The sequence below is a fragment of the Glutamicibacter nicotianae genome, from assembly GCF_002797775.1.
Classification (GTDB): domain Bacteria; phylum Actinomycetota; class Actinomycetes; order Actinomycetales; family Micrococcaceae; genus Glutamicibacter; species Glutamicibacter nicotianae.
In genome coordinates, this window is the sequence record NZ_PGEY01000001.1 from 1,089,297 (window position 1) to 1,105,122 (window position 15,826).

At 63.9% G+C, this 15,826-nt stretch carries 14 protein-coding genes and 1 tRNA gene; 6 read left to right on the forward strand and 9 right to left on the reverse strand.

Annotated features, from left to right (window positions below):
- The first annotated feature begins 154 nt into the window (after nucleotides 1–154).
- Nucleotides 155–1,090 (forward strand): dihydrodipicolinate synthase family protein, encoded by a 936-nt coding sequence (locus ATK23_RS04950; protein WP_066138984.1) that lies wholly within the window; start codon nucleotides 155–157, stop codon nucleotides 1,088–1,090.
- Here the strand turns inward: ATK23_RS04950 and ATK23_RS04955 are convergent.
- The gene (locus ATK23_RS04955; RefSeq protein ID WP_066138214.1) at nucleotides 1,087–1,656 is read right to left on the reverse strand and encodes a GNAT family N-acetyltransferase; all 570 of its coding nucleotides are present in this window, start codon (nucleotides 1,654–1,656) and stop codon (nucleotides 1,087–1,089) included. The two genes, ATK23_RS04950 and ATK23_RS04955, sit on opposite strands and share 4 nt — an antisense overlap.
- Nucleotides 1,657–1,703: 47 nt before the next feature.
- On the opposite strand from ATK23_RS04955, the gene ATK23_RS04960 reads away from it, so the two are divergent.
- On the forward strand, nucleotides 1,704–2,192 hold the full coding sequence (locus tag ATK23_RS04960; RefSeq protein ID WP_321171482.1) for a VOC family protein: 489 nt from the start codon (nucleotides 1,704–1,706) through the stop codon (nucleotides 2,190–2,192).
- A gap of 93 nt (nucleotides 2,193–2,285) precedes the next feature.
- Here ATK23_RS04960 and ATK23_RS04965 read toward each other — a convergent pair whose 3' ends face one another.
- Together ATK23_RS04965 and ATK23_RS04970 are read right to left on the reverse strand one after the other, a co-directional pair.
- Nucleotides 2,286–4,301: an acyl-CoA dehydrogenase family protein gene (locus ATK23_RS04965; protein ID WP_066138217.1), complete on the reverse strand. Its 2,016-nt coding sequence runs from the start codon at nucleotides 4,299–4,301 to the stop codon at nucleotides 2,286–2,288.
- Between the two features lie 50 nt (nucleotides 4,302–4,351).
- On the reverse strand, nucleotides 4,352–5,011 hold the full coding sequence (locus tag ATK23_RS04970; protein WP_066138220.1) for a TetR/AcrR family transcriptional regulator: 660 nt from the start codon (nucleotides 5,009–5,011) through the stop codon (nucleotides 4,352–4,354).
- A 75-nt stretch (nucleotides 5,012–5,086) separates the two neighbouring features.
- On the opposite strand from ATK23_RS04970, the gene ATK23_RS04975 reads away from it, so the two are divergent.
- The 3 genes from ATK23_RS04975 to ATK23_RS04985 are packed head-to-tail and all read left to right on the forward strand — an operon-like array spanning nucleotide 5,087 to nucleotide 8,575.
- On the forward strand, nucleotides 5,087–6,382 hold the full coding sequence (locus tag ATK23_RS04975; RefSeq protein ID WP_066138223.1) for an acetyl-CoA C-acetyltransferase: 1,296 nt from the start codon (nucleotides 5,087–5,089) through the stop codon (nucleotides 6,380–6,382).
- Nucleotides 6,382–7,719: a 3-oxoacyl-ACP reductase gene (locus ATK23_RS04980; RefSeq protein ID WP_066138226.1), complete on the forward strand. Its 1,338-nt coding sequence runs from the start codon at nucleotides 6,382–6,384 to the stop codon at nucleotides 7,717–7,719. Before ATK23_RS04975 ends, ATK23_RS04980 begins: the two co-directional genes overlap by 1 nt.
- A gap of 1 nt (nucleotide 7,720) precedes the next feature.
- Nucleotides 7,721–8,575, forward strand: a complete 855-nt coding sequence (locus ATK23_RS04985) for a MaoC family dehydratase (protein WP_066138229.1) — start codon at nucleotides 7,721–7,723, stop codon at nucleotides 8,573–8,575.
- Nucleotides 8,576–8,649: 74 nt separating this feature from the next.
- Here ATK23_RS04985 and ATK23_RS04990 read toward each other — a convergent pair whose 3' ends face one another.
- From ATK23_RS04990 to ATK23_RS05000, 3 genes are all read right to left on the reverse strand, one after another.
- Nucleotides 8,650–9,843 (reverse strand): glycosyltransferase, encoded by a 1,194-nt coding sequence (locus ATK23_RS04990; RefSeq protein ID WP_100339244.1) that lies wholly within the window; start codon nucleotides 9,841–9,843, stop codon nucleotides 8,650–8,652.
- Between the two features lie 64 nt (nucleotides 9,844–9,907).
- Entirely contained in the window at nucleotides 9,908–10,888 is a 981-nt protein-coding gene (locus tag ATK23_RS04995) for an alpha/beta fold hydrolase (RefSeq protein ID WP_066138235.1), read from the reverse strand.
- Nucleotides 10,889–11,002: 114 nt separating this feature from the next.
- A complete protein-coding gene (locus ATK23_RS05000; protein ID WP_083515431.1) occupies nucleotides 11,003–11,524 on the reverse strand; it encodes a DUF2127 domain-containing protein in 522 nt (173 codons plus the stop codon).
- A 510-nt stretch (nucleotides 11,525–12,034) separates the two neighbouring features.
- On the opposite strand from ATK23_RS05000, the gene ATK23_RS05005 reads away from it, so the two are divergent.
- Nucleotides 12,035–12,119: transfer RNA gene (locus ATK23_RS05005), tRNA-Leu, on the forward strand.
- Between the two features lie 78 nt (nucleotides 12,120–12,197).
- On the opposite strand, the gene ATK23_RS05010 is transcribed toward ATK23_RS05005, so the two are convergent.
- The 3 genes from ATK23_RS05010 to ATK23_RS05020 form a co-directional block, all read right to left on the reverse strand.
- Nucleotides 12,198–13,712, reverse strand: a complete 1,515-nt coding sequence (locus ATK23_RS05010) for an FAD-dependent oxidoreductase (RefSeq protein WP_066138241.1) — start codon at nucleotides 13,710–13,712, stop codon at nucleotides 12,198–12,200.
- 110 nt (nucleotides 13,713–13,822) lie between these two features.
- Nucleotides 13,823–14,464, reverse strand: coding sequence for an NADPH-dependent F420 reductase (locus tag ATK23_RS05015; RefSeq protein WP_066138244.1), 642 nt, complete (start codon nucleotides 14,462–14,464; stop codon nucleotides 13,823–13,825).
- 80 nt (nucleotides 14,465–14,544) lie between these two features.
- Complete coding sequence (locus ATK23_RS05020; protein ID WP_066138986.1) at nucleotides 14,545–15,825, reverse strand: Nramp family divalent metal transporter; 1,281 nt, start codon at nucleotides 15,823–15,825, stop codon at nucleotides 14,545–14,547.
- Between the last annotated feature and the right edge of the window lies 1 nt (nucleotide 15,826).

A 15,826-nucleotide genomic window follows, 5' to 3' on the forward strand; every position in this document is an offset into this window, starting at 1 on the left:
AGTCTGCGCTCCCGGAGCGGAGGACCTAGCCATGGGCCGGGATGCTGCTGCACTCACGTCGGCATGCCCACCATACTCGACGGGTGCGTGGTCATCGCCTGCGCAGTGCTGGACGTAAGATCAAGGAACCAGCATAGTGGACAGGACTTCCATGATGACATCGCCAGATAGCACCGGAACGGTGCCCGTGACTGCATTGACCGGGCTCAGCGCCTTTCCGCTCACCCCGTTGAAAGACGGCCAGCTCGATCAGACCGCCTTCATCGGACTGGTGCAGCGCCTGGTTGCCGCCGGGGTGGATTCGATCACCGTACTGGGCTCGACCGGTTCGTACATGTACCTTGATCGTGCAGAGCGCGAGCGCGTCATCCGATTGGCAGTGCAGCACGCTGCCGGGATACCGGTGCTGGCCGGCGTCGGCGCCATGCGCACAGAGCACGTGCTGGCGCATATTGATGATGCCCGGGCCGCCGGCGCGGCCGGAGTGCTGCTCGCCCCGGTGGGCTACCAGCGGCTGGATGATGACGAGGTCTTCGAGCTGTTCCGGGCAGCCACCGGGCGCAGCGAGCTGCCAGTGGTCGTCTACGACAATCCGTCAACCACCCATTTCACCTTCAGCAACCAGCTCTACGGGCGGATCGGGCAGTTGCCTGGGATCATTTCCATCAAGATTCCCGGGGTGCCGGAAGATCCGGATCAAGGGCGGGCGTATGTTGCCGCGATCCGGGCGGTGCTTCCCGAGCACGTCGGCATTGGCGTCTCCGGCGATGCGTTCGGGGCAGCCGGGCTGATCGCCGGGTGCGATACATGGTTTACCGCGGTGGGCGGGACGATCCCGGTACCGATGCTTGGGATCACGCGTGCGGTGCAGGCGGGTGAGCCCGCGAAGGCGCTGGCTCTCAGTGAAGACCTGCAACCTCTGTGGGAGCTGATCGGTCAGTGCGGCAGCCTGCGCGTCAGCGCCGCCATCGCCGAGCGTCAGGGATTGGCTGCGCCCGATTGCCTGCCGTTGCCGGTCCAGGGGCTGAAACCGGATCAGCGCGCCCAGCTAGCGCTGATGCTCGTCCGGTTGGGGCTGGCAAGTCTCTAGCGAGTCGGAGCCAGATCCAGTTCCGCCAGATCCAATTCCACCAGGGCCAGGCTCCTGTTGCGGTTGACGGCAGTGAAGCCGGCAGCTTCGAAAGTTGCCAGGACACCGGTAAACAGTCCGGCACTGTCCTTGGCATTGATGCTGGTATTGGTGGGGCGGGCGCGCAGCACTCTGGCGCCGTTCGCGCGGGCATGCTCGATTGCGCCGGCCAGCAGCTGGGCCGAAATGCCTTGGCGGCGGAATTCGGGGCGGATAACGAAACAAGCCAGCACCCAGATGGATTCGCCGGCCTGGTGCCCGCGGGGGCGGAAGCGCGGGTACCGCCAGCTGGGCCCGACCTGCACCCAGCCTGCCGGCTGGCCATCGGCATAGGCGAGCAGGCCGGCGGGAATGCCGGGGCCGCTGACCTGTTCGCGCAGGGCAGTATCATTGCTGGCCGCGCCGCGGTTCCATTGCTCATCGATGAAGTACTGGCATTTGCACCACGAGGGATCGCCCCGCACACCGAAGATGAGTGCTAGGCCATCCCAGCGCGAGGCATCTGCAGGCCAGATTTCTAGTTCCATCAAGTCTTCTTCGGGGACTGGTTCCGGGCGCCTGTGGGGCGTACCCTGTGGCTAACTGGATGTCGATCAAGGAAAGCGTGCCCACCACCATGCCACGAATAATCCGTTTTGACCATATCGGCATCACCGTTGCAGACCTCGATCTGGTGACCGCCTTCTTCATTGGCCTGGGCCTGCATGTCGAGGGGAGAGTCGACGGGATGGAAGGCGAGTTCCTGGAAACCGTGTGCGGGGTCAAGGACTCGCGCACGAACATCGTGATGCTCAAATCCGAGGATTCCTCCGTCGGCATCGAGCTGTCCAGCTTCGAGAAGCCCGCGCACGAACCGGGCAACCCGCACGCCATGGCCAATGAACTCGGGCTGCGCTCGATCGCGTTCGAGGTCGACGATCTCCAGGAGATGCTCACCGGCCTTGAAACCCAGGGCTATGGGCTGATCGGCGGGGTCGGCGAATACGAGGGCATGTGGAAGATGGCCTACGTGCGCGGTCCCGAAGGGCTGACCGTGGCGCTGGCGCAGCGGCTGGACAATTAATCCCAGCAGCCGCGACTACTGTTAAACGGCCGGAGCTCGGCCCCGCGGAATTTCCCCGGGGCCGGGCACCGGTGACCTGGCCTCAGGCAGGTACTAGCGCTTGGCCTTCTGCAAGGACTTCTCGCTGATCGGCGCATTGTCGCTGGCGCGCAGCTTGCGGAAATACTCCATGGCCTCGTCCTGGCGTTCTGCTTCGCCGCCCGCGGAGATGTCCGCACGCAAGTGGTCCTGGGTGTAGCCGAAGGCGTCCACCAGGTCCTGGGCATGCGGGCGCAGGCGGGCGAGCAGACGGTTGATGTAGCCGGGCAGGGTGCGGGCACGCTGCATCGAGAGCAGGCCGTTGGCCAGGTACCAGCCCAGGTCGTCCTCGATCAACGACAGCGCGAAGACATCGCGCAGCCAGGTCAGCACCTCGGTGGTGGCCGGATCGCCGGTCTTCTCGATGGCCGCGGTGAATGCCTCCCAGCGCAGCAGCTGGCCGTGATCGCGGGCCGCGGAGATCAGCAGGTCCTGGTTCTCGTTGAACGCGGCGGCGCCCTTGGACTTGTCCTTCCCGGCGGCGCGCAGGGCGTTGGCCACCGAGGCGACCTTGGCATTGATGCGGTCGGCAAGCAAAGTTCGCTGGTTCTCCGGGTCCTTGAAGAAGTTGGCGCTCTTGCGCTCATCGGAGATGTCCGCGAAGGCCTGGCCCACGCTGCGCAGCCCGGAGCGGTGCAGTGCGGTGGTGCCTGCCTGCTTGGCCGCGTACAGCGCCATCGCGCCGGTGTCGAGCTTGCGGAACTCGGCCGCATAGCCGGTGAGCAGGCGCTTGCCCACCAGCTGCAGCAGCACATTGTTGTCGCCCTCGAAGGTCACGTAGACATCCAGGTCCGCGTAGAGCTGGGTGAAGCGGTTCTTGGCGATGAAGCCGGCGCCGCCACAGGCTTCGCGGCATTCCTGGATGGTGTCCAGCGCGTCCCAGGTGCTCAGCGGCTTCAGCGCGGCGGCGAGGGTTTCCAGGTCCTGGCGGTCGTCGTCGCTGTCGGCGCGGCCTGAGAACACCGCATCGAACTTGTCCAGCAGGCCGTCGTGGGCGAAGGAGGAGGCATAGGTGCGGGCCAGCCGGGTGATCAGCCGGCGCTGGTGGCGCTGGTAGTCCAGCAGGGTGGTTTCCTCGGTGTCCGAGGTGGAGTTGAACTGGCGGCGCTGGTTGCCGTAGGTCACGGCGATCTGCAGGGCGATCTTCGAGGCGTTGGTGGCGGCGCCATCCAGCGAGACGCGGCCCTGGACCAGGGTGCCGAGCATGGTGAAGAAGCGGCGGCCCGGCGAGGGGATCGGCGAGGAGTAGGTGCCGTCGGCGTCCACGTTGCCGTAGCGGTTGAGCAGGTTGGTGCGCGGAACACGCACGTTGGTGAAGTGCAGCCGGCCGTTGTCGATGCCGTTCAGCCCGCCCTTGAGCCCGTCGTCCTCGCCGCCGACGCCGTCCAGGAAGTTGCCGTCCTCGTCGCGGATCGGCACGTAGAAGCAGTGCACGCCATGGTTCACGCCCTTGGTGACCAGCTGGGCGAAGACGGTGGCTGCCTTGCCGTGCAGCGCGGCGTTGCCCAGATAGTCCTTCCAGGCGGCCTTGAACGGGGTGTGGATGACGAATTCCTCCGTGGCTTCGTCGTAGGTGGCAGTGGTGGCGACCGACGCCACGTCCGAGCCGTGGCCGATCTCGGTCATGGCGAAGGCGCCCGGGGTCTTCAGGCTCATGGCATCCGGCAGCCACTTGGCGTGGTGCTCTTCGCTGCCCAGGTGCAGGATCGCTCCGGCGAACAGGCCCCACTGCACCCCTGCCTTGATCTGCAGCGATGGGTCGGCTGCCACCAGTTCCTCGAAGGCGGCCAGCGAGCCGCCGTGGTCATCGAAGCCGCCGAATTCCTTGGGGAAGGCGCGCTGCACGGCCTCCTGCTCGACGAGGATGCCCAGCTGGCCGAGCACCCGTTCGCGGTGCTCGTCCATGCCCAGCAGCGGGTCGCGTTGCAGCTGCGGATTGGCGGCGCGGGCGCGCGAGGCCTTGCGGATTTGGGCGTAGGGGCCGAGCAGCTGCTCGGAGAGGGCGGTGACGTTGATGCGGTTCTCGCTCATGGCGTGCCTTTCATTTCGGTGGCTCGGGTTGGGGTGCACCAAGGGGTGCTTCAGCGGGTTGTCGGTGTCCGGGTGGAGGCGATGCCGTAGGCCAGCCAGTTGGTCAGTTCGGTGGCCAGCGACTGCAGCGACGGCTTGTTGGCGCCGGGCGGCTGGCTCAGCCATTGCTCGCCGGCGGCGCGGACCATGCCCAGGGCCGCACGCGGCCACAAATCGAGGGTGGCGGTGGTGGCGCGCTGGTCGTAGAGCTTGAGCAGGCGTTCGCTCATCAAGCTGGAGGCCTCCTCGAAGAAGGTGTTCAGCGCCCCGGCCGACTCGTCATCTGCCGAGCGCGGGGCCGAGGTCACGAAGAAGTACAGGTTGGGGCTGTTGTCGGCCAGCTCCAGGTAGGCGGAGACCATCGCGTGGAGCGCGCTGATTTCGTCTTCCTTGGCCAGGCCCGCGGCGATGACGCGTTCGCGGAAGTCGTTGATCACCATGGCGCTCAGCGCCTGGCGCAGTCCTTCCTTGTCTCCGAAGTACCGGTAGTAGACGGGCTTGGAGGTGCGTGCGTGCCCGGCGATGTCTTCCATCGAGACCTGCGGGCCGAGCTTGTGCACTGCCTTGCGTGCCAGCTTGAGCAGTTCCTCGTGGCGGGCGGTGCGATGCGCTTCCCAGCGGGCTGCCCGGCCGTCGGTCTCGCGGTCGAATTCTTCGGTGATCTTGTTCACGTAACTCACAGTATCATGTACTCTTGGTTACAGTAATACTTGTCACACCAGAATATTTACAGGAGTTCAACGAACATGAGCCAGCCCTCTGTGCGCAATGCCGTGATCATCGGTGGCAACCGCATTCCCTTCGCCCGTTCCAACACCGCCTATGTGAATGCGTCCAACCAGGACATGTTCACCGCCGCGCTGGAGGGCCTGGTCGCCCGTTTCGGCCTGCAGGGCCAGCGCATCGGCGCAGTCTCCGGCGGTGCAGTGCTCAAGCACTCCAAGAACTTCAACCTGATCCGCGAATCGGTGCTCGGCTCCTCGCTGGATCACGCGACGCCCGCCTATGACGTGCAGATGGCGTGCGCCACCGGCATGGAAGCCATCGGCTCGCTGGCCAACAAGATCAAGCTCGGCCAGCTCGACTCGGCCATCGGCGGCGGCGTGGACACCACCTCCGACGCGCCCATCGCCGTATCCGATTCGCTGCGCGCGATCCTGATGGAACTCTCCCGGGCCCGCTCCACCAAAGCCAAGTTGGCCGCGTTGTCCAAGCTGCGCCCAGGCCACCTGGCCCCAGCGGCTCCAGGTACCGGCGAACCACGCACCGGACTGTCCATGGGCGACCACCAGGCGATCACCGCCAAGAAGTGGGGCATCACCCGCGAAGCACAGGATGAACTGGCCTTGGCCAGCCACAAGAACCTGGCTGCAGCCTATGACCGCGGTTTCTTCAACGACCTGATTACCCCATTCAACGGCCTGGCCAAGGACAACAACCTGCGCGCCGACTCCAGCATGGAAAAGCTCGCCAAGCTCAAGCCGGCCTTCGGCAAGAACCTGGGCGAGGAAGCGACCATGACCGCTGGCAACTCCACCCCGCTGACCGACGGCGCCTCGACGGTGCTGCTGGGCAGCGAAGAGTACGCCCAAGCCAACGACCTGCCGATGCTGGCGAACTTCGTCGACTTCGAAGCCGCCGCGGTGGACTTCGTGCACGGCGGTGAAGGCCTGCTGATGGCCCCGGCCTACGCCACCGCCCGCATGCTCAAGCGCAACAACCTCACCCTGCAGGACTTTGATTTCTACGAGATCCACGAAGCCTTCGCCGGCACCGTGCTGTCCACGCTCAAGGCGTGGGAAGACGAGGAATTCTGCCGCGAGAAGCTTGGCCTGGATGCGCCGCTGGGCGCCATCGACCGGTCGAAGCTTAACGTGAACGGCTCCTCGCTCGCAGCGGGACACCCATTTGCCGCCACCGGCGGACGCATCATCGCCAGCACCGCGAAGATGCTGCATGAAAAGGGCTCGGGCCGTGCGCTGATTTCGGTCTGCGCAGCAGGCGGCCAGGGCGTCGTCGCAATCCTGGAGGCTCGCAGCTAATGGCGGACAAGTACATGGAACTGGTCAATACCGGACTCACCAAGAAGCTGGCCACCATGCTGGGCCTGCCGCGTCCGCCGCGGCTGCGCCGCTACAGCCCGGATGCCGCGCTGCTGCCCGGCCCGGTATTGATCCTCGGCGCTTCGGCCAAGGCGCAGGAATTGAGCGACACCTTGGTCTCCTGGGGCCTGGATGTGCGCCGCCACGACGCAGGGGAAGCCAAACTTGGCGCTCTGGTCCTGCTGCTTGACGAGCTCGAGCGCCCCACCGACCTTTCGCCGCTGATGCTGGCGGCCGGCCAGGCGCTGCGCAAGCTGCTTCCCGGCGGCCGCGTGGTCGCTTTCTCCCGGCCGGCCGGGGATGATGATGCGCCCCAGCTGTCAGCCGTGCGTCAGGGCATCGATGGCGTGGTGCGCTCGATGGGCCGCGAAATGCGCGGCGGCGCGACCGCCAATGGCATCGTGCTCGAAGCTGGCACTACCGTGGCCAGCCCGAGTGCGCTGGCCGCCTTGCGCTTCTTCTTCTCCGGGCGCAGCGCCTATGTGGACGGCCAATTCCTGACCGTGCGCACCAACGATGGCGTGCTTCCGGCTGACTTCGCCAAGCCGCTGGCCGGCAAGGTGGCAGTGGTGACCGGGGCCGCCCGCGGCATCGGCGCGGCCATCGCCAAAACGCTGTCGCGCGATGGGGCGCAGGTGGTCGTGGTGGACATGCCGGCCGCCGGCGAAGCGCTGGCCAAGGTGGCCAATTCCATCGGCGCCACCACCTTGCAGCTGGATGTCACCGCGGAAGATGCAGCGCAGCAGATCATGGATCACGCGATCGGCCGGCATGGCTCGCTGGATCTGGTGATCCACAATGCCGGAATCACCCGCGACAAGCTGCTGGCCAACATGGATGCCGGCCGCTGGGATTCGGTGATTGCCGTGAACATCGCCTCGCAGCTGCGCATGAACGAGGCCTTCCTGGCGGCCAAGCTGCCGGGCCTGCGCATCGTGTCGCTGGCGTCCACCTCCGGGATCGCCGGGAACCGCGGGCAGACCAATTATGCGGCTTCCAAGGGCGGGGTGATAGGCATGGTGCACGCCAGCGCCAAGCTGTTCGCCGAGAATGGCGGCTCCATTGCCGCAGTGGCCCCGGGATTCATCGAGACCGAGATGACCGCAAAGATCCCGCTGGGCACCCGCACCGTGGCCCGCATGGTCCTGCCCTCGCTGATGCAGGGCGGCCTGCCGGTGGATGTTGCCGAAGCCATCAGCTTCCTCGGCTCGGATGCCGCGGCCGGGCTGAACGGCCAGGTGCTGCGCGTCTGCGGCCAATCGCTGGTAGGTGCCTGAGATGGGTGCGCAGATCGTTACCGGAATTCCGTCGATGGCCTCGGGTTATGCCCAGTCCGTCAAGACCCTGAAGCGCAAGCCGAAGAACCCGGTGCTGCCCGAAACCGTGCTGGTGTTCCAGGGCGCGAAGGCCGATCCGGCGAAGCTTGCCGAGTTCCGCAAGGCCGTGGACGCACCGATGAACGGCGTGCTGCCGAGTCTCTACGTGCACTCCTTGGCGTTCCCGCTGGCGATGTCCTTGATGGTGCGCGACGATTTCCCGTTGCCGCTTCTGGGAATGATCCACCTGGTCAATCAGGTGGAGGTCCAGCAGCCCCTGGGGGAGGACGAGGCATTCGACATCGAGGTGCACAGCGAGAACCTCGCGGCCCATCCGCACGGGGTGACCGCCGACCTGGTGATGCGCATTGTGGTGGATGGGCAGGACCGGATGCTGCTGCGCAGCACGTTCTTGGCCAAAGGCGTGCGGCTCGATGGGACCACGCCGGAGAAAAGCGCGCGCCCTGACTTTGCCGCACCGCAGCGCACCGCAAGCTGGAAACTGGATGCTGGAACCGGACGCCGCTGGGCCGCGGTCGCCGGGGACTACAACCCGATCCACCTGGCTGCGCTCAGCGCCAAGGCATTGGGCATGCCGGCGGCCATCGCCCACGGCATCTACCTGGCGGCCCGTGCGCTGGCGGGGATCGAGCCTGCTGGCGGAAGCTACCGCTGGAGCATCGAGTTCAAGACTCCGGTGGTGCTTCCGGCTTCGGTAGATCTGGCCTTCCAGCCGAACTCCGACGGTTACACCATCCAGGCGTGGAATGCGCGCAAATCCAAGCCCCACTTCGAAATGGAGCTGGTGCGCGGCTAGGTGAAGTCACCAGTGCCCTGGTCATCGACGCAGTCGCGTTGACGGCCAGGGCACTGTGGCGCCACCGACCTTGACTAGGCTCGGTGGCGCTCGGACTGGGCCATGCGATAGCTGGCCAATGTAGCGACAGCGGCGCGTTCCCAGGTGAATAGTCCCGAATGCTCCAGTGCGCCATGGCCGGCGGCGGTAATCTGTTCAGGATCCCGGGCAAGCTCAAGCAATTTTTCGGCCCACAGCTGGGCATCGGGCTCGTCCATGAGCCACCCTGATTCGCCGTCGTTCACGGCGTACGCCAAACCGCCCACGGCATTGGCCAGAACCGGAGTGCCGCAGGCCTGCGCTTCGGCAGCTACCAGGCCGAAGGTCTCGGAGAGCGAAGGGACTGCAACGACGTCGGCGTTGGCGAAGACGAGTGCCAATTTCTCGGGGGAGAGTGGATCGAAGAAGCGGACGACGTCCTGAAGGCCGTGGCGTTGCACGAGCGATGGCAGGTCGTAGTTGGTTTGCCCGGACAGGGCGCCGAAGAGTGATGCGGTGATGCGCAGGCTGGGGTCCTCGCGGCGCGCGATGCCCATGGCTTCGAGCAGCAGATGCGCTCCCTTCAGCGGTTGCATCCGTCCGGCATAGACCAGATGCAGGTCATCCTCGCCCAGCGGGCGGCGCACCTTGTCCTGGTCCGGATGGAAGATTCGGTGGTTGACGCCGGGCAGCACGATGTCGAGCTTTTTCGATTCCACGGCGTAGAAGTGCCCGAGCTGCTTCGCTTCCACCGGGGTGTTGGCGATGATGCGCGCGCATTCGGCAAGCAGCTGCTGCTCGGCATCCTTGCGGTACCCGGGCTCGGGGATGCCCGATTCGTGCTCCTTGGCCGCGGCCGAGGTGTGCATCGACACCAGCAGGGGAGCGTCCCACCGTGCGGCCAGCTGCAGCCCCACCATTCCCGAGAGCCAATAGTGGCCATGGATTACATCGAGCTTCACGCCGTGCAGGTGGGTGGCTATTTCTTCCGCGGCTTCGTCGGTGATTTTGGGCAGCTGCTCCTTGGCCAGGGTCCGGTTCGCGGCTACCTGCACCTGGTGCATCCATACGCCCTCACTGACTTGCAGCGACTCTGATTCCCCGGCGGTGCGCGTGAGCATATGCACTTCGTGGCCCAGCGCGCCCAGCGCATAGGAAAGGTTCTGGATGTACACGTTCATGCCGCCTGCATCGCCGGAGCCGGGTTGCTGCATTGGCGAGGTATGCAGGGAAAGCATGGCTATGCGCATGATCGGTACTCCCAAGGTGCTGTGCTGGTGACGGAATTTTTCGTTCGAAACTCCGCCTTTGATGCTACCAAGAAGCCAAGTCGAGCATCTTCGCGTTTGCGGATGTCCAGTGATCCACCATGTCCGCTCCTCCGTGGCCGTCTTTTTCGCAGATGACCAGCGAGGAAGCCGGCCAGAGCTGGTGCAGCTTCCATGCGGTTCTTGCAGGGCCGGAAACATCGGCGCGTCCGTGGATCAGGACGGCCGGAAGATGCTGGATCTTGGCCATGTTCTCGAGGATCGGTGGCTGGCAGAAGCCGTCGTGGGCCCAGAAGTGCGTCGTCATCCGGGTCATCGAATGCCGAAAACTGCGCTCTTCCCAGCGCGGATCCCGAACCACCTGCTCGGAGCCGAGGGAAATGTGGGTGTCCTCCCACAGGGCCCATTCGCGGGAGGCCGCGTCGCGAAGTTCAAGATCGCTGGAGCTGAGCAGTTGCGCGTAGGCCTCGACCAGCCGCAACTCTCCGGACGCATAGGCAGGAACATGCCTGCTGGCGAATACAGCGAGCCGGTCCCATGCCTCGGGAAAGAGCGCTCCGACGGTTTCGGTGATCCATTGGACTTCTTCACGGCTGGTTGTCGTCACCGCGAACAGCACGATGCCGATAACACGTTCGGGATGCGCCTGCGCATAGGCGAGCGCCAAGGTCGAGCCCCAGGACACGCCATTGAGGATCCATTTCTCGATTCCCAGCCCGATGCGCAACGTTTCGATGTCGGCAATGAGCCGCGGGGTAGTGAATGATTCCATCTCCACGTTTGCATCTGCAGCCGAGGGGAGGGAACGGCCGCAACCGCGCTGCTCGAAACCGACGAGGCGCGTACGGGACAGGTCCCAGCGGTTTCGATAGCCGCTGGCGCCGAGCGTTCCTCCCGGGCCGCCGTGCAGATGCAGTGCCGGGATTCCGTCGCGGCGTCCGAACTCTTCCCAGTACAGCTGGTGGCCATCGTCGGTCGGCATCAGCCCGTGATGGATGGGATTGCTGCCGAGGGAAAAATCAGTCATGTACGCACTTTACGGGAAATCGGGCCAACGAGGGCTTCATCGAAAGTTGCTTCCGCTCTTCTGGATCTCCTTGGCCGGCCATCATTGAAAATGCGGGGAGCTCGGCTGGAGAGTTCAAGCTGTCCGTCGATGAAGTTGATACTCGCGCCATGTCAGTACAACGATGAATGCGTCGAAAACTGTGAGCCCGATGAGTCCCCAGCTGAAGCTGATAAACAGCTCGTAGATCTGGTACACGATGAATGCAATTAGGAATCCAATGAGCCACGGATAAGCCCACAATTGGTTTCTCAGCACTGCCCACACCAGCACCACCTTTACTATCCCATGGAATAGCAGGTAAGCCGCTGCAAAGAGTGTTGCAGAAACATCTAGGCGTTCAGCCAAACTGACCAGAAAGCGGGCGATGAAATCCTGCGGATCTTCGGAAAGTTCGTGGTGAGTCACTGCACTTACGAACACCATGATCTGAGATGGCCCGGCAAAGAGAAATATGGTGCCGGCCACGAGTTCCGAAACGCCCGTGATGCCCTTGAGGATCAGGCCCACGTAAAAAGTTCGGTCTAGCAATCTGCGGCGCTTGCCTTGTCCTGGTGCTGATTCCGGATGGTTCATGGCCCGCTGTGCCTTCTTCATTGCTTGACAAGCATTAACGATGATCTGAGCTTACTTCTCAAAGCACGACGAATCGCTATGGAGTATCTGAGAGCTGGCATGCTGCCAATTCGATTCCACGTGGCGAGCGATGTTCATTTTCAATCAGTTTTCGTTCCGGAATGTCGTAGGGAGATCAGGCGCTGATCGAAGCCACGAGGACAGTGAGCCGTCGCTTCGCCTAATTGATCAACGAAGGACAGTGGGCACCCGCGTCATTCGCACGCCTGCGCGAGTACAGTTGATTGCTCGAATCGCTGGCAACTGGCATCACGGTCGCCGAAAACTTGCAATTCTGCCGAAAATCTTGTGACCCTTGACACGAAATTGCAGTGAAAATGCTGAAACCTCCTACTCAAGGCCGAATATTCCGCGAATTTACGGGCGTTTCGACGACTTCGGGGCAGTTGGTGGCCGATTGGAATTCACGCGAAAGCGGTGGTAGAGTTTTACTTCGTTGCCAGCGATAACAACGCGAACAACGAACAACCTGCGCGGGTGGCGGAATAGGTAGACGCGCCAGCTTGAGGTGCTGGTCCTCGAATAGAGGGTAGGGGTTCAAGTCCCCTTTCGCGCACAGGTAAATCCCCGGTTGACTTCGGTCAACCGGGGATTTTTCACATCTGCCAGAAATCTTGGCCCGCTGGGGACGGAATCAATGAGCCGCGGCTCCCTGCGCCATCGCGATGCCATCCGGGGACTTTGCTTGCTGTGCCGCGCTGATTCCGGCGCGGCGGCCAAAGAAGCTTCCATCGCCCAGGCTGGTACCGCTGGCGTAGCCGCCGGCGCAGACCCCCGAAGTGCAGCGTCCCGCCGCGAACAAGCCCGGGATCGGTGCGCCCGAAACATGCAGTACCCGTGAGTCGGCATCGGTCTTCAGCCCGCCCAGGGTGAATCCTCCGGTGCGGCCACGCAGGTCGATCGCCGCCAGCGCACCGCGCAGTGGCTTGACCCACTTGGGGTTCTTGCCCAGCAGGGGATCGGTGCCCTCTGCCGCGAAGCGGTTGTACTGCTCGATGGTGGCCTGGAGGCTGCCTGCAGACAGTCCCATCTCGGTTTCCAGCTCGGCGGCGTTGTCGGCAACCCAGGTAGGCTGCATCAACAGTTCCGGAGTGGAGGTTTCGCTGGCCGAGCCTTCTTCGAATGCAGCCTCGTCGATGACCAGGAATGCCTGGTTCTCCTGGTGGAACAACGTCGCCTGGCCGAGCCGGCCCGGGTAGGTGTCTTCATTAATGTAGCGCTGGCCGCGGCCGTTGACCAGGATGCCGCGCACCAGCAACTGCGGATCGCAGAAGAATGCGACCTCGGTGGCGTCCATGTGGGCTGTCGCTGCGCCAATCGACTGGCCCATTTGGACGGCGCGCCCGTCGTGCACCTCAATGGATGCCGCCGGGCGGCCCAGGATGCGCGGCGCATTGGCACGGACCATTTCTTCGTTGAAAGCGAAGCTGCCCATGGCCAGGACCACGCCACGACGTGCCTTTACGTAGACATCCTCGCCATAGCGCGTGGCCCCGATGCCCACCACGCGTCCATCGGACTCGACGACCAACGATTGCACCCGCAGGTCGTATTCGGCGCGCACGCCCAGGGCTTGCGCGGTCTCGACCAGCGGTTTCATGAGCATGTAGCCGCCGCCCTGCTCGCCGGTATTCTTGCCGGACATCTGCGGAACGTGCCCGCGCGGAGCCGGGGAAATCGAGGTGCTGAACGGGGCTGCGTTCTCGCCGCCGGAGTACATCAGCCCGTCATCATGGGGAGGTTCCCAGCCTGGCTGGCCCCAGAACGATTCCTTGAAGACGACACCCGCGTCCACCAGCCAGTTGTAGTGATCCACGCTGCCTTCGCAGTAGGCATCGATCTTCGCATCGTCGGTCCCCGGGCCGAGGGCGGCCTTCATGAAGGACTTCATGTTCTCGACGGTGTCTTCGAAGCCCAGGGCCCGCTGCAGCGGAGTGCCGCCGCCGAGATAGACGAAGCCGCCGGCCATGGAGGCGGCGCCGCCCCAGCCTCCGGAACGTTCGAGCACTAGCACCTCGGCTCCGGCGCGTGCAGCCTCGATGGCGGCGCTCACCCCGGCGATGCCGTAGCCGGCAACCACCACATCGGCCTCGTAATCCCAGTTGCTGATGCTCCTGGCTGAAATGTTGAACGAGCTGCTTTCGGACATGTGCGGGCATCCTCTCGAAATAGGCTAAAAGTATCCAGAAGATTAGCTGTCCACTGCCGATTCACTGCGAAGCAGTCCCACTGGATGGAACCGTCGTGCCTTGAGCCCAGCTACCCTTGGGTTCCGCTGAGCCGGCGCAGGCTCTCGGCATCCAGCACCTGGTTGAAGACCGGTCCCTGCGGTTCCAGCACCCGGCCGGCGGCCAAGCTGGGCAGCTGCACCGGGGAGAAACCCAATGCCTTGGTGAGTTCCGAAACCATCTGGGCATCCTGCGCGTTATCCGCGGCGACGCCCAGGGCGCGCTGCGCAGGTTGCTTAGTTGCCCGATCCGCATCCATATCCCAATGGCTGATGTGATTCAGTGCCTTGACTACGCGCGAGCTCTTGAAGCGGGCCGCGATGCCCTCGGAACTGGACAGACCGGCATTCAGAGAGGCTTCCAGCCAATCGGGAAGCGGCTCATCTTCCCAGCGGTTGGTCGCATCCACCAGCAGGATGCCAGCCAAAGAGGAGACATCGATGTCGCCGAGTTCTTCCTGCGGCACCATGAGCACCACCAAGTCGACATCCTCGGCGATCTCCTCGGCCAGCACGCCGGTGGCCCGGGATGCATACTGCGCCAAGTGGTATTTCATCATCCGCGGGGGCCGCGAGCCCGCGATGCGTACCTCGATGCCGGCAGCTGCCGCTGCCCGGGCCAATGCCGTGCCAGCTCGTCCTGCGCCCAGGATTCCAATCCGCTTGATGCTCATAGCTCCAGCCTAGACGCGAAGGCCGTGGTGGCATGCAATTCATTGCATGCCACCACGGCCTTCAACTTAGCGGAAGCTTGTCAGCTCCAAAGCGGAGCCAGGGACTTGATCAGCTGCTGCACGCCCAGGATGATGAACAGCACCGCGGTAATCGCCAGCGCCGTATTGGTGTGCCAGCGGTTCGCCCATTCCTTCGGGATGCGCTTGCCGTTGAGCAAGCCCAAGAGGGTTACTGCCAGGAACGGCATGAACAGTGCGCCGAGGACGCCGTAGGCCAGGATCAGGGCGATCGGCTTGTCCAGCAGGAACAGCACCATTGGCGGGAAGGTCAGCCACAGGACGTAGAACTTGAAGTACTTGCCGCCGGTCATGGTGTCCGGGTGGTTTGCAGGCTTCTTGCGCATGTGGCCCCAGAAGTCAGCGAACATCAGCGAAACGCCGTTCCACACGCCGATGATCGACGAGAAGGACGCGGCCCAGAAGCCTACCAGGAAGCCGTTGCCGACAACATCGCCGTACTCGGCCTTCAGCACATCGCCCAGTTCCAGCAGTCCCTTGTCGCCACCGGAAATGGTGACGCCAGCGGCGCGAACAACTTCTGCGCCGACGATCAGCATCGCGAGCACGAAAATGCCGGTCATGACGTAGGCCATGGTGTTGTCGATGCGCATGACGCGCATCCACTTAGGGGTGTACCAGCCCTTTTCGCGCAGCCAGTAGCCGTAGGCGGCCAAGGTGATGGTGCCGCCGACGCCGCCGGCCAAGGCCAGGGTGTAGACCACGCCGCCCTGTGGAATCATCGGGATCAGGCCCTTGAGCATCTCCGGAATGTTCGGCACAGCGATGAAGGCCAAGCCCACCACGGTCACGAACATGATGCCTACCAGCACGGCGGTGATCTTCTCGAAGAAGTTGTACTTGCCGAACCAGACCATCACGAAGCCCAGCAGGCCCATGAGCACTGCCCAGATCTTCAGGTCCACTGCCGGCATCAAGGCTGCCAGCGGCAACGCGGCAGAGCTCATCGCGGTAGCGCCGTAGACGAAGCCCCAGATGATGATGTAGGGACCGAAATACCAGGTGGTCCACTTGCCCAGGGTGCTCCAGCCTTCGAAAATGGTCTTTCCGGTGGCCAGGGTGTAGCGGCCGGCGCCTTCAACCAGAACAATTTTCAGGATCACGCCGACAATCACTGCCCACAGCAGGGCATAGCCATACTGGCTGCCTGCTACCAGGGTGGCTACCATGTCGGCTGCGCCAACGCCGGTCGCCGCAACGACCAAGCCCGGGCCAATGACCTTCCAGCGCGGTGGGCCGCCACCGTCCAGATCGGCGCGTTGCGCCTCGATGTTTTCACTCATT